This is a genomic window from Proteus sp. G2618 (genome assembly GCF_009915995.1).
Classification (GTDB): domain Bacteria; phylum Pseudomonadota; class Gammaproteobacteria; order Enterobacterales; family Enterobacteriaceae; genus Proteus; species Proteus terrae.
Genome location: NZ_JAABNI010000003.1, coordinates 1 through 14,321, shown reverse-complemented (window position 1 = coordinate 14,321; position 14,321 = coordinate 1). Strand labels below are relative to the sequence as shown.

Annotated in this window: 12 protein-coding genes; all 12 read left to right on the top strand. The window is 38.6% G+C overall.

Annotated features, from left to right (window positions below; all coding sequences use genetic code 11):
* Positions 1-685 precede the first annotated feature (685 nt).
* Entirely contained in the window at positions 686-1,183 is a 498-nt protein-coding gene (tssB, locus tag GWJ01_RS00680) for a type VI secretion system contractile sheath small subunit (protein ID WP_088494861.1), read from the top strand.
* Between the two features lie 23 nt (positions 1,184-1,206).
* Positions 1,207-2,754: a type VI secretion system contractile sheath large subunit gene (gene tssC / locus GWJ01_RS00675; protein ID WP_109392811.1), complete on the top strand. Its 1,548-nt coding sequence runs from the start codon at positions 1,207-1,209 to the stop codon at positions 2,752-2,754.
* Positions 2,755-2,766: 12 nt separating this feature from the next.
* A complete protein-coding gene (gene tssK / locus GWJ01_RS00670; protein ID WP_109401505.1) occupies positions 2,767-4,104 on the top strand; it encodes a type VI secretion system baseplate subunit TssK in 1,338 nt (445 codons plus the stop codon).
* On the top strand, positions 4,101-4,769 hold the full coding sequence (tssL, locus tag GWJ01_RS00665; RefSeq protein ID WP_109401504.1) for a type VI secretion system protein TssL, short form: 669 nt from the start codon (positions 4,101-4,103) through the stop codon (positions 4,767-4,769). Before tssK ends, tssL begins: the two co-directional genes overlap by 4 nt.
* Positions 4,769-6,487 (top strand): OmpA family protein, encoded by a 1,719-nt coding sequence (locus GWJ01_RS00660; RefSeq protein ID WP_231135737.1) that lies wholly within the window; start codon positions 4,769-4,771, stop codon positions 6,485-6,487. The genes tssL and GWJ01_RS00660 overlap by 1 nt, the downstream gene beginning before the upstream one ends.
* 22 nt (positions 6,488-6,509) lie before the next feature.
* A complete protein-coding gene (locus tag GWJ01_RS00655; protein WP_023583757.1) occupies positions 6,510-7,001 on the top strand; it encodes an Hcp family type VI secretion system effector in 492 nt (163 codons plus the stop codon).
* Between the two features lie 352 nt (positions 7,002-7,353).
* Positions 7,354-10,074, top strand: a complete 2,721-nt coding sequence (gene tssH / locus GWJ01_RS00650; RefSeq protein ID WP_161710579.1) for a type VI secretion system ATPase TssH — start codon at positions 7,354-7,356, stop codon at positions 10,072-10,074.
* The gene (locus GWJ01_RS00645; protein ID WP_161710578.1) at positions 10,061-12,460 is read left to right on the top strand and encodes a type VI secretion system Vgr family protein; all 2,400 of its coding nucleotides are present in this window, start codon (positions 10,061-10,063) and stop codon (positions 12,458-12,460) included. The genes tssH and GWJ01_RS00645 overlap by 14 nt, the downstream gene beginning before the upstream one ends.
* Complete coding sequence (locus GWJ01_RS00640; protein ID WP_161710577.1) at positions 12,453-13,235, top strand: DUF4123 domain-containing protein; 783 nt, start codon at positions 12,453-12,455, stop codon at positions 13,233-13,235. Before GWJ01_RS00645 ends, GWJ01_RS00640 begins: the two co-directional genes overlap by 8 nt.
* A gap of 48 nt (positions 13,236-13,283) precedes the next feature.
* Positions 13,284-13,541, top strand: coding sequence for a PAAR domain-containing protein (locus tag GWJ01_RS00635; RefSeq protein WP_109401495.1), 258 nt, complete (start codon positions 13,284-13,286; stop codon positions 13,539-13,541).
* A gap of 49 nt (positions 13,542-13,590) precedes the next feature.
* A complete protein-coding gene (locus GWJ01_RS00630; RefSeq protein WP_161710576.1) occupies positions 13,591-14,121 on the top strand; it encodes a DUF3304 domain-containing protein in 531 nt (176 codons plus the stop codon).
* Positions 14,106-14,321: hypothetical protein (locus tag GWJ01_RS00625; protein WP_202611060.1), on the top strand; the 216-nt coding region annotated here is incomplete at its 3' end. The genes GWJ01_RS00630 and GWJ01_RS00625, both read left to right, overlap by 16 nt.

Here is a 14,321-nt window from a genome sequence, read left to right as displayed (position 1 = left end):
AATTTATGGCAGAAAATACTGTCATAAAGAGATTGATAAATTATTTTTAATTTTATAAATCAGAAATAAAAAATTAAATGAATAATTTTAATTTATGTTTATAAAAATAGTTATTTATTATAAAAAACAGATAAAACAGTAACAATTCGAGGTCAATATATTTTAATAATAATACAAGTAAAAACTTTTTATTTTGGTTGTTTATACTTAATAAAATAAGCACTAATCACTATAAAATAATAAGTGTAAAATATTACGCTTATTTTAATTCACTTTCTTCATTTCTATTTCTTTATTTCCTTTTTTTATTATCCGCACACAAATAAAGTAACACGAGTCATTATACCTAATTGTTATCAATAAGATGTATTGCTATGTACATATACTAACCAAGATAACTAAAACGACTCAATATAGGAATATACCATCGAATATTCAAATAAAATACAATATAAAAATCATATTCTGATATTTATATAGAATATATCTCTAATAATTCTTAATACTCTTTCTTTCTATTTCATTTTAATTTTAGAGATACTTCTTAAAAACATTAAGATAAATTGATTTATTTAATTTTATTGAATATAAAAAGAATACCTTAAGATAAATTTCTTGGTAGTGAAATTACTTAATATTCCCACTCTCAAGAGATCCTTTATTCGTTTAATATAAGGATTTTATTATGTCAGATAGTTTTCAAAATGAAGTTCCTAAAGCGCGGGTAAATATAAAACTCGACTTACATACAGGTGGTGCACAGAAAAAAGTTGAGCTGCCTTTAAAACTATTGGCCATTGGTGATTACAGCAACGGAAAGGATAAACGCGTTCTTTCAGAAAGGGAAAAGGTCAACATTAATAAAAATAACTTCAACAGCGTTCTTACTGAATTTTCCCCTTCCGTCAACCTTACTGTAAAAAACACATTAGCTAATGATGGTAGTGAGGAAAGTATCAATCTGTCATTTAAAGAGATGACAGACTTTGAACCAGAACAAGTTGCTCGCCAAATACCGCAACTTCGCGCCATGTTAGCAATGCGTAATCTCTTACGTGATTTGAAATCTAACCTCCTTGATAACATCACTTTTCGCCGTGAACTCGAAAATATCCTTAAAGATCCTGCATTAAGTGATGAATTACGCGAAGAGTTATCTCAACTCGCACCGAAAAAAGACTAATTGGGTTTTATCATTACAGGATTATGCTTATGTCAGTTAATAGCGAAAGTATTTCGAAAAGTACAACAACTGTACTTGATGAGCCCGCCAATAGCGGTGTTTACGCCTCACTCTTTGAGAAAATCAACCTCACACCCGTTTCTCAGGTGAGTGATATTAATATCTTCCAAGACAATAGTGCTCTGGCAGATACAACAGCAAATGAGCGCGTTACTGTCGCTGTTCAAGTTTTTCTCGACCGATTGAAATCTTCGGGTCAAAGAATTGAACGTTTAGATAGAAATCTACTTGATCACCATATTGCAGATTTAGATAGACAAATTAGTGAGCAACTTGATGAAGTCATGCATCATGCCGATTTCCAAAAAATAGAATCAGCATGGCGTGGACTAAAATTCTTAGTGGATCGCACTGATTTTCGCCAAAATGTAAAAATCGAATTACTTGATGTCGCCAAAGACGATTTACGCCAAGATTTTGAAGATTGCCCTGAAACTATTCAAAGTGGCCTTTATCACCATACATATATCGAAGAATATGACACCCCTGGTGGTGAACCTATTGCCGCGATTATCTCTAATTATGAGTTTGATCGTAGTCCACAAGATATTGCACTATTACGCAATATTGCAAAAATATCAGCATCTGCTCACATGCCATTTGTTGGCTCTGTTGGCCCTGCATTTTTTGGTAAAGACTCTATGGAAGAAGTCGCTGCCATTAAAGACATCAGCAACTACTTTGACCGTGCTGAATATATCAAATGGAAATCTTTCCGCGACTCTGACGATGCCCGCTATATTGGCTTAACAATGCCCCGCGTTTTAGGTCGCCTACCTTATGGCCCAGAAACCGTTCCTGTACGCAGTTTTAACTATATTGAAGAAGTAAAAGGCCCAGATCATGAGAAATATTTGTGGACAAATGCAACCTTTGCTTTTGCTGCCAATATGGTTAAAAGCTTTATTAATAATGGTTGGTGCGTACAAATTCGTGGTCCTCAGGCTGGCGGCGCTGTAAAAGATTTACCTATTCATCTTTATGATTTAGGAACAGGAAGTCAGGTCAAAATTCCATCTGAAGTCATGATCCCTGAAACTCGAGAATTTGAATTTGCTAATCTCGGTTTTATTCCTTTGTCCTACTACAAAAACCGTGATTACTCTTGTTTCTTCTCAGCAAACTCTGCGCAGAAACCCGCTATTTATGATACCGCTGATGCAACTGCAAATAGCCGTATCAATGCTCGTTTACCTTATATCTTCCTCCTTTCACGAATTGCTCATTATCTGAAATTAATTCAGCGTGAAAACATCGGTACCACAAAAGATCGTCGCTTATTAGAGCTCGAATTAAACAATTGGGTTCGTAGTTTAGTTACTGAAATGACTGATCCAAGTGATGATTTACAAGCTTCTCACCCACTTCGCGATGCCAAAGTGGTTGTAGAAGATATTGAAGATAATCCAGGGTTTTTCAGAGTGAAACTGTATGCCGTTCCTCACTTCCAAGTGGAAGGAATGGATGTTGATCTCTCGTTAGTATCTCAAATGCCAAAAGCGAAAGCATAAGGTGAAGCACGGATGAAAATATACCGCCCCCTCTGGAGTGATGGGGCCTTTTTGGCTCCTCAGCAATTTCAACAACAAGCAAGATGGGATAGCTATCTCATTAGCACTATCGCCAATATGACGATTGCATCAACATGGGGCGTGATTTGTGCTGAATTTGATGAAAGTGCTTTAACTATTTCACGCCTTAGCGCACAAAAATTAATTGTGCGTTTTCCTGATGGAACACTAATCGATACGACACTGGCTGACAATTTACCGCCAGTCAATGAACTCAGCCATTACTCTCAACATCAAGCACTTGATATCGTTCTTGCATTACCTTTATTGCAAGCCAATGGTGGCAACCTTATGCAAGAGGGACGCTCTGATAGACCACAACAGTTCTATCAAGAGTGGATGAAAGTACAAGATTTGATTGGGCAAGAACAAACGGACATCGCTGTATTACGCCACAGTATTACTTTGCGTTATGCCCATGAAGAAAATAGCGCATATATGACTTGTCCGGTGTCTCGATTAATTCGCAATGCACAAGGTGCATGGGAAATAGATAAGCATTTTATTCCACCATTATTAAGTTGTAGTGCGAGCCATGAATTAACCATATTGTTTTCAGAATTCATGCATCGCTTAGTCGCAAAGCGCCGTCGCCTAATGACTATGCGTCGAGAAAATAATGAGCAAATGGCAGATTTTGCGGTTGCTGATGTCTCGCTTTTTTGGCTACTCAATGCGATTAATAGCGCTGAACCAGTATTAAGCGAATTACTCTCATCAATGGGTCGCCACCCTGAACTTCTTTATCGTGAATTAGTACGTTTAGCGGGTGCACTACTGACATTTTCACTCGATCATGAAAATGGTGATATCCCTCTTTATCAACACTCATTCCCTGAACAAGTTTTTCCACCTTTATTTAGCTTACTTAATACCCTATTAGAAGCGAGTTTACCTTCACGTGTGATTAGTATTGCCCTTGATAAAGAAGGACCTTTCTGGCGTGGTGAATTGCATGATCCTCGCTTACGCGAAGACGCTGATTTCTATCTTTCCGTACGTTCTGCATTACCAGCTCATTTATTGATCACGCAATTTCCATTGCTTTGTAAAGCAGGCAGTAATGACGATGTTGCTAGTGTGGTTAACGTTGCACTTAACGGTATTCCACTACAACCGTTAACACATGTTCCTGCTGCTATTCCACTGCGTTTAGAAAATCACTATTTTGCGCTTGAACTTAATAATCCTGCAGGTCAAGCCATGTTGTCTTCAGGTCATTGTGCCTTTTATGTACCGGGAACATTAGGTGAAATTCAACTCGAACTTTTTGCGGTGCTTCGCTCATGATAACGAATACAAGAACAGCTAAAAATAACATGGTTGATATGCTTTTTGCTGATACTTGGTTAATGGTATGCCAGCTGCGTCAAGGTGCCGAAATTACTGATGGTAAAGCTTTCTATCGGCGCGTCTGTGAACATATTGATAAAACACGCCAACAGCTCGTAGAAAAAGGCTATTCCCAATCCGCCATTGAAAACATGCTTTATGCACAGTGTGCCTTAATTGATGAAAGTGTGATGAACCGAACTGAGCGTGATGATGGCTATTTACAGTGGATACAATCCCCATTACAAGCCAAGTATTTCAATACGTTAGAAGCTGGTGACAAACTATGGGATAGGTTACGTGATCTATTAAATGAACCCGCACCAAACCATGATGTGCTTATCTGTTTTCATCGTGTTATTACGCTTGGTTTTGTCGGCAAATATCGCCAAACCGATGCTCCAGAGCGAGAGCAAATAATTGAGTTACTTAACACCCAACTTCCCGCCTATGCACTATCAAGTGATTTACCTTTAGTGATGAAACCCAAGCATCGAATGAATCGCCGCCATATTTATTGGCTAGGTTGGTTTGGGGGAATTGTGGTGATTGCAATGCTCTGGTGGGGCTTTTCTGTGTCATTAGAAAATTTACTTCAACAATGGGTAATTCAAGGAAAGTGATGCAAAAAAACAGGATAAAACAGTGTATTACATTGTTTTCAGCAAGCTTATTATTGTGGTTGCTTTGGGGATTTTGGTCTTTTGGTAAAGAGATCTCCTTTTTTCTGACGGCATTTATTTGTATCGTCACACTGACTTTGTGGGTTTGGTTTTTCCGCCAACAAAAAAGTACTCCTTACCTTAAAGATGCACTTACAAACCAGCTCCCTCCTGATAATTATCAAGGTGCAGTTATTATTGTTTGTGGTCAATCACAAGCTCTTTTTCATGAAAATCAAACCTATCGAGAGACAGCTAAAGGTTGGTATATTTGCGCCTCTTCTCCTATCGATTTGATCAACATCACTCAACATATTGTTGATATTGCTCCCTTACAATTACGCCGATTGTCACTGTTATACGCTTTATTACCTGAACAACTATTACAACAAGAAGAAGTGACTCAAGAAATACTTAATTGGCGTCGCGCTATTCATGAAAGCAATAAAAAAGTAGGTAAAACATTACCTTTTTGGGTGACGCTTTATCTTAACTCCCCAGTTAATTACCTCAATTCACATTTTGATGACACTACACCATGGATAACCTATTTAAGTGACCAACCAGAATTACTGGTTATCTCTGATAATTTAGCGACACAACCTGTTTCAACATGGTTGTCACAAAATACTGAACAAACCGAAAACCAACTCACTATGGCACTTTGGCTTGATCAATTACTTGCTTGGTTAAAAAGTGAATTTATTCCTTTGCTCACTGTTGCTCAATCTGGTGCTCCAAGCCTTATTCCTGTTGCTTGGGCGATGCAATTTACGACCGTACCTAACATTTCAGATAACAGCTGGGCTCAATTTATTCACCACAAAACTACGTTATCTCCGACTATTACCAATGCATCAAATAACAGCGACGAATTACCGCTACCGGACATTGTGATTAATAAACTCTCTCACGATATCAATTTACTAAAAATAGAAACTACCTTTGGTGTTGTTGGCGTAATTTGTGGGTTATTTCTTATTGGTGCTCTCTCAGGTAGCTACCATCACAACAAGCAATTAATTTACGATAACAGTCATGATATCAACCACTTTAAAAGTATTACTGATGAGAATTTAGAACCTAAAAAAGTGGCTTATCAACAGTTACTTTCAGATGCAACGTTTCTCTCTCATTGGCAAAGAGAAGGTATTCCTGCTCGCTACTCTTTAGCGTTATATCAAGGCAATAACATCTTACCTTACTTGCACGCCTTGCTTAGTTCATGGGCTCCACCACTGCCACCAGCTCCTATCATCGTGCAAGAAGTTCCTGAAATGGTGACGTTAGATAGCCTTGCCCTCTTCGCATCTGGTCAATACGAATTAAAAAATGAGGCCACCAAAGTACTTGTTGATGCGCTTATCAATATAAAAGCCAAACCGGGTTGGTTAATTGTCATTTCAGGCTACACCGACAACACCGGTAATCCTGATTTAAACCAAAAACTTTCTCTTAAACGAGCTGAAGCCGTGCGTGATTGGATGATCAAAACCAGTGATATCGCACCATCTTGCTTTGCAGTGCAAGGATATGGTCAGCATCAGCCTGTTGCAGACAATTCAACACTCGATGGTCGGGCTCGTAATCGTCGAGTTGAAATTCGCCTGATACCTCAAGCCGATGCTTGTCAGGTATTAGCTGATGACCTTACGCCACTGAAGGATGGTGGCAACTAAACCCTAGAAAGGAGATGTAATTATGGCTATTCCTGTATACCTCTGGTTAAAAGATGACGGTAATGCGGATATCAAAGGCTCTGTTAATGTTCAAGATCGTGAAGGTAGTATCGAAGTCGTCGCTCAAGATCACAACTTGTACATTCCAACAGATAACAATACTGGCAAATTAACTGGTACACGTATCCATACTCCATTTATTTTCGTAAAAGAAATTGATGCTTCCAGCCCGTATTTATACAAGGCAGTTACAACTGGGCAGACCTTGAAAAAAGCAGAGTTTAAATGGTATCGCATCGATGATGCAGGCCAAGAAGTTGAATATTTCAACACTACGCTTGAAAACGTCAAGGTAGTCAAAGTGGCTCCTAAGATGCACAACATCAAAGATCCGACTAAAGAAAAACACAATCACCTTGAAGAAGTTGAATTGCGTTACGAAAAAATCACTTGGACTTACAAAGACGGAAATATCATTCATTCAGATTCATGGAATGAACGCGCTACTGCGTAAAACAAAAAATAAACAGGCGGTTAACCGCCTGTTTTAACAGCAAACTATTGTAATAACACTATTTGAAGCACAACGAGCAAATACTCTAAATAGTTCAAGGTGTAGCTAGGCGACAAAGGAATGAGCCGCTAGGAACATACAAAAGTATGTGGCTAGTGCGAGTGAGCATAGTCAACAACGCTACAACTTGAAATATGACGAGGAGCTGGAGTATGTGGCTAGTGCGAGTGAGCATAGTCAACAACGTTACAACTTGAAATATGACGAGTATACCTTATGAGCCTCGGTCTACGGCTAAGGGCGGTAGCGTACCTAAATTCCCTCAATAGGGACTTCATTACTGGGAGAAAATATGGAAAATCAATCTGTCATGCTATTGCGTCGGTTAAATCCTTATTGTGCAAAAGCGCTAGAAGCGGCGGCCTCATTATGCCAAACCCGTGCCCATGCAGAAGTGACTATTGAACACTGGCTATTAAAAATTCTAGAACTTGGCGAAAGTGATATCACTGTATTAGCACGTCGCTACGAATGGGATTTATCTGCACTTTGGCAAAGCTTACTTGATGCAATTGATAAATTGCCCCGCTCTGTACGTAGCCGCCCTCAATTATCCAAACCCTTATTAGAATTAATTAAAAATGCATGGGTCATTGCTTCTCTTGATGAAGATATCGAGCAGATCCGCAGTGTGCACTTATTGCATACTATGACCAAACAGCCAGCATTAATTCCACTCGACGCACTTTGGCCTTTAATGACATTAGGTGAGACACAACTACAACGATTAAGACCTCTACTTGATGCCCAATCCGATGAAAGACCAGAAGTTCAACAATTGGCTTCACATAATCATTTACCTGAAGCTCCTCTTAAACAACATAATGAAACCAATGCGCCATCTTCAACAACAGATAACGCCATTATTGGTCACACTCTTAGTGACGCATTACAGGCAGTATTAAATAAATTCACTCTTGATGTGACAGAAAAAGCACGACTGGGTGAAATTGATCCTGTATTTGGTCGAGATGATGAAATTCGTCAAATGGTCGATATTCTCTCTCGCCGTCGTAAAAATAACCCCATTCTTGTTGGTGAGCCTGGTGTAGGTAAAACTGCACTTGTTGAAGGATTAGCGTTACGTATAGCAGAAAAAAATGTTCCTATCAGTTTACAAACCACCTCATTACGCACTCTAGATTTAGGTCTATTACAAGCGGGGGCGGGAGTAAAAGGTGAGTTTGAACAGCGTTTAAAAAATGTTATCGATGCCGTTCAACAATCACCCACACCAATTCTACTTTTTATCGATGAAGCGCATACAATTATTGGTGCAGGTAATCAAGCCGGTGGTGCTGATGCAGCTAACTTATTAAAACCCGCATTGGCTCGCGGTGAACTACGAACTATCGCCGCAACCACTTGGTCTGAATACAAACAATATTTTGAACGTGATGCTGCATTAGAACGTCGTTTTCAAATCGTTAAAGTTGACGAGCCTGATGATGAAAAAGCCTTTTTAATGTTACGAGGATTAAAATCTCGTTATGCCAAATATCATGGCGTACACATTACTGATGATGCAGTAAAAGCTGCAGTCACTTTATCTCGCCGTTATTTAACTGGTCGCCAACTTCCTGATAAAGCGGTGGATTTACTTGATACTGCCAGTGCGCGTATTCGAATGAGTTTAGATACCTTACCTGAAGAACTCACTCGCATTAAAGCCAAGCGCTATGCGCTTGAACTAGAACAAAAAGCGATACTTGATGACATCACTATTGGTAATTTAACCAATCAAACCAAGTTATCTGATTTATCTTCTCAAGATGCCCAACTAGCACTTCAACTTGAATCCTTAGAACAGCGTTTTGAGCAAGAAAAAGAGATTATCTATCAGCTAATTGAAAGCAGACAAGATCCCGAAAATACCGAAACATCGGCACAGTTACAGCAACAACTCTCACAATTACAACAAGAAGCACCACTTTTAAACCCTGATGTAGACGTTCGCACAGTAGCAACGGTTATTGCCGATTGGACAGGTGTTCCACTTTCAAGTCTTCTTAAAGATGAACAAATCGGCCTATTAGAGCTAGAAAGTAACTTATCAAAATATGTTGTTGGACAAGACAGTGCTTTACTCGCGTTAGCACAACGTCTACGTGCATCTAGAACAGGATTAGTGTCTGAAAACGGCCCTCAAGGCGTATTTTTATTAGTGGGTCCAAGTGGTGTAGGTAAAACAGAATCCGCCATTGCGCTGGCGGAATGTCTGTTTGGTGGTCAAAAATCCCTAATTACTATCAATATGTCTGAATATCAAGAAGCACATACTGTCAGTCAATTAAAAGGCTCGCCTCCAGGTTATGTTGGATACGGTCAAGGTGGTGTATTAACCGAAGCAGTAAGAAAACGCCCTTATAGCATTGTGTTATTAGATGAAGTTGAAAAAGCACATCGCGATGTTCTCAATCTTTTCTATCAAGTATTTGATAGAGGCTTTATGCGTGATGGTGAAGGTCGTGAAATTGATTTTCGTAATACCGTTATTTTAATGACCGCAAATTTAGGCAGTGATTATTTAATGCAACAACTGGAAGAGTCACCATTAAGTACAGATAGCGATTTACAAGAAACACTGCGCCCTATTTTACGTGATCATTTTCAACCTGCACTACTGGCTCGTTTCCAAACATTAATTTACCGTCCCCTTGATGCAACGGCACTACGCATTATTGTTGAGATGAAATTACAAAATGTGATCAAGCGACTTTACACTCACTATCGATTAACAGGTATTGTCGAAGAAACCCTTTACGACACCATTGTAGATGCCTGTTTATTACCAGACACAGGTGCGCGAAATATCGATAGCCTGCTTAATCAACAAATTCTCCCTATTCTTAGCCAGCAGCTCCTTTTACGCCAAGCCAATGCTGAAAAATCACAGTATGTAATTTTAGGTTTTAATGAAGAAGAAGGTATTACATTGAGTTTTAGTGATGAGTTGCCAACAAAAAAACAGATATTAGATAAACAACTGGAGATTGAGAATGAACATAATTGATCTCGTAAAAAATACACTGATTGGACAAAATCGCTATCATCTTAATGTACAAGGATGTGATGTTTTATTTGATGTAGAACACTTCACTGGACGCGAAGCAATAAGTGATACCTACCATTATCAAATTACCTTTACTTGCCAAGCTCAAGATTTACAGCCACAACAACTCTTGCGCCGTAGTGCAACGCTATCTTTTACACCGCCAATTAACAGTATTACCGACTTGGCAACGCAAGAGCCTATCACCAAACACGTTCATGGTGTTATCACACAATTTCGGCGTTTATCAGGTTCGGTGGATGAAGCGCGTTATCAACTCGTTATTGAGCCTGTCTTTGCATTATTACGTCATCAAATCCGCTCTCATCGATTTTTCCTCAATCAATCTGTGCCCGATGTTGTAAGCCAAATTTTACGTGAGCATAATTTTAAAGATTGGGAGTTTGAATTTACACTTAAAAATGACTATCCCAAACGCGAGCAAATTAATCAATACAATGAAAGTGATCGTCAATTTATAGAACGACTATTAAGTGAAGTTGGTATTTTTTACTCATTCTATTTGCAAGACCAAACACAAACTGAAGTCATCCGTTTTGCCGATCGCCAAAGTGCTTACACTTTTGATAAAACACTGCCTTTAAATAGCCCATCGGGCATGAATGATAACCACCAAGAAAGCGTATGGGGATTATCATTACACCATCAAGTGGTCGAACAGAATGTATTCACCAAAGATTATAACCATCGTCAAGCACAAGACACCTTGATCTCAGCAGTCACCGATATGACGCGTGGTGAAGGGGATGAAGTTCACTATGGTGAAGTTTATCATTACCAAGCAAGACATCTTGCCCGTGGCGATAAACTCACCCCTGAAGCAGAAACTGCCAACTTTTGGGCAAGACTCGATCATGAACGTTTTCTCACTCGACAAACGCGCTTAAAAGGTGAAAGTAATGCCGACTTTTTATCACCACTCCAAGTGCTTTCTATCACTGATAACGCAATACCTTCATCATTACCGTCTGTGTTTCAATCACCGATTTTAATCACTCGTCTACGCTTTAGTGGTGGTCGAGAAAAAGCACTACAAGTGTGGTTTAATGCCATTCCTTACAGTGAAACACTTTGTTGGCGTCCAGTTGTTAAACCTCGTCCAATTATTACAGGCACACTGACTGCGCGTATTACGAGTGCAAAAGATAACGATATTTACGCCCACCAAAATGAACACGGTTTTTATTGGGTAAAATTTGATGCTGACCGTGATGAAAAACCCATGGGTTATGAAAGTATGCCAGTACGTTTGGCAAAACCTTATGCCGGTGACACTTACGGGATGCATTTTCCGTTAATTCAAGGTACTGAAGTCGCTATCGCCTTTCATGAAGGCGACCCAGACCGACCTTATATCGCCCATGCATTGCATGATTCGCGCCATCCCGATCATGTAACGGATAGAAACAATACACGTAACGTTATTCGTACTCCTGCAAATAATAAGCTGCGAATGGAAGATAAACGCGGTGAAGAGCATATTAAACTCAGTACCGAATATGGGGGTAAATCTCAATTAAGCTTAGGTCATATTGTCGATGCCAATCGTGATAAACGTGGTGAAGGTTTTGAGTTACGCACTGATAGTTGGGGAGCAATAAGAGCAGGTAAAGGATTGTTTATTAGTGCAGATAATCAAACCAAAGCAGGTGGTGAAGTGCTGGCAATGGACCCTGCAATATCTTTAGTCAAGGGAGCAATAAGTCAGTTAGATGATTGTAGAGAAATCACACAAGCACATCACAATCTCCAACCAGAAAAAGAAGGGTTAGATAATCTTTTAAAAAACACCGATAAACTAGCATCACCTTCTATTTTAATGCATGCACCAGAAGGAATAGGTATTGTTACCAATGAAACACTACTTATGCAAAGTGTTGAAGCACTCTATGCTCAAACAAAAGGTGAAATGCACCTATCAAGTACACAGAAAATAGCAGTAAATGCATATCAACAAATCTCGATGTTGTCTCAAAAAGAAGGAATACGCATTGTCTCTGGAAAAGGACCTTTTGAATTAGAATCACATGGCGATATCTTCGAAGCAACGGCACTTAAAGATATTACGGTACAATCAACTCAAGGTCATATTCAATTAACTGCTAAAAATGGAATTACTTTAGGCTGTGGCGGTGGATATATTAAAATAATGCCTGATGGCCAAATTGAAATTCATACACCGAGTCGTTTAAGCCTCAAAGGGCAACATATTTGGAGTGAGCCAGCGAGTGAAGATTTCCCATTACCAGACCTTCCTCAATCTGTTTGTAAAGAGTGTTTAAAGAAAGCCCAAGAAAATGCTATGGGAGTCGCTATCCGTGAATAATACATTACAATCCCCATCAAAAGAAATAACGGATCAATGGATAGAACAATTAAAATTGATCTCAGAAAAAACACATCTAGATTATCTCGATATTGTTATTGACCAAGCTGGGTTAGAAAATCCCATCGTTCCAGCTTTAATCAAGATGGATAATGATATTAGATGGTTTTCGCTTTTCACTAATATGCCGGAAGAAGGTTTTTTAGAACAAGCTCCTCTACTTATTCGTATTGAGTGGAATAAAAGTACACATTTAATCTTATTAGAAGAACTATTTGAATTACTTTATTCAGAGCCTCGATTATTAATAACATCATCTCCTCTTCCATTTAATATGTTATCTACATTTCTACTTTCTCTTGCAGAAATTGAATGGGGCTTTAAATCTTGCTTGCTTCGCTTTTATGATACACGGGTATTTCCAACACTAGTAAAAGATATTCTCACTCCTGAGCAAAAAAAAAGATTCACTGATATTACTTTTATTTGGGGCTGGCTAGATAGAGACAATGATATGAGTTGGTTATTAGGGAGTTATCATCCAGAGATTGAAGATAAGTCTTTTCCAACAATGCAATTTAACGATGAACAAATTAATAAAATTGGCTGTATAAGTGATGCAGAGGAATTAAGAGCATATTCTGAATTTAATAACACATCGATAACTCAAGAAGAAAATTTCAACCATCTATATGCTCTTGCTATTCAAGCCAATAATAGTGACCATTTGGGTACAATAGAAGAATATGTTCGCAAATACTATTCTAATAATTAACCCACTCAGATTACTATTTTTAAAATTCACGCTTAAAAAGAACATAAAATGAAAAAAATAATTAGAGTCGGAGATACTTTAAATCCTTATGGTGGAAAAGTGATTACAGGAAGCTATTTAGCATATGGAAAGTCTGTTGCTTGTGTTGGCGATAAGGTTATTTGTAATAAGCATGGTGAAAATAGAATTATTGAAGGCGCAAAAAATTCAACAATAAATAAAAGAGCAGTTGCATTAGAAGGGCACCATTGTGCTTGTGGTTGTACTTTAGTAAGTTCACTTTCTAATATAAGTATCAAATCATAAATTAATTATTTATATGTCATTCTTATTTTATAAAAATAAAGTGGATAAAATGATTAAATTAAAAATAATATTATTAGTTCTCGCCTCTTCTCTGTTACTTTCCGGTTGTGCTAATGCGGGCTCTTGGGGCACAAAAACGGAAAACTCCCTCTTGGGAGCAGGTCTTCAAGGCTATAACCATACTCAATTTGAAATTTCAGGTTTTTCAATTAATGGGGGTTACGGCAGTATTGGCGGAACCGTCTGTTGTGTGATGATCCCCGAAAAATGGCGTCCTAATTTAATGGCGCATATCCAATGGAAAAAAGTGGATAGAAATAACTTACCTTTCCCGGCACCTGACTTTGACGAAGTAGAAGCCTATCATCAGTGGAAACAAAAGCTACGCGATAATACCTCCAGTCATGAAGCTTGGGTGCCAATCCCACAATATGATAAAGAAGTGTGTGGTGTCGATGTTCATTTTTTACCTTGTAATGAGGTGAAAATTACCACTTCTTGCTATAGCTATGGTGATCCTGAATACCCGATTAATGAACCCCATAATATGAAGGAGCCCACCGTATGTCCTCAAAAATAACCATTTGGCAAACTTACCCTAAACTTGCCACGCTCTTGATCATTTCTCTGTTACTTTCCGGTTGTGCCAATGCGGGCTCCTGGGGCGCAAAACCAGAAAACGCCCTCTTGGGAGCAGGACTTCAAGGCTATAACCATACTCAATACAGTATTACCGGTTTTTCGATTAATGAAGGGTATGGCAGTATTGGCGGTACGGTC

Bases quoted from the DNA above. Each gene is read 5' to 3' on its own strand.
- tssB (WP_088494861.1), top strand. From the start codon at position 686: ATGTCAGATAGTTTTCAAAATGAAGTTCCTAAAGCGCGGGTAAATATA.
- tssC (WP_109392811.1), top strand. From the start codon at position 1,207: ATGCTTATGTCAGTTAATAGCGAAAGTATTTCGAAAAGTACAACAACT.
- tssK (WP_109401505.1), top strand. From the start codon at position 2,767: ATGAAAATATACCGCCCCCTCTGGAGTGATGGGGCCTTTTTGGCTCCT.
- tssL (WP_109401504.1), top strand. From the start codon at position 4,101: ATGATAACGAATACAAGAACAGCTAAAAATAACATGGTTGATATGCTT.
- GWJ01_RS00660 (WP_231135737.1), top strand. From the start codon at position 4,769: ATGCAAAAAAACAGGATAAAACAGTGTATTACATTGTTTTCAGCAAGC.
- GWJ01_RS00655 (WP_023583757.1), top strand. From the start codon at position 6,510: ATGGCTATTCCTGTATACCTCTGGTTAAAAGATGACGGTAATGCGGAT.
- tssH (WP_161710579.1), top strand. From the start codon at position 7,354: ATGGAAAATCAATCTGTCATGCTATTGCGTCGGTTAAATCCTTATTGT.
- GWJ01_RS00645 (WP_161710578.1), top strand. From the start codon at position 10,061: ATGAACATAATTGATCTCGTAAAAAATACACTGATTGGACAAAATCGC.
- GWJ01_RS00635 (WP_109401495.1), top strand. From the start codon at position 13,284: ATGAAAAAAATAATTAGAGTCGGAGATACTTTAAATCCTTATGGTGGA.
- GWJ01_RS00630 (WP_161710576.1), top strand. From the start codon at position 13,591: ATGATTAAATTAAAAATAATATTATTAGTTCTCGCCTCTTCTCTGTTA.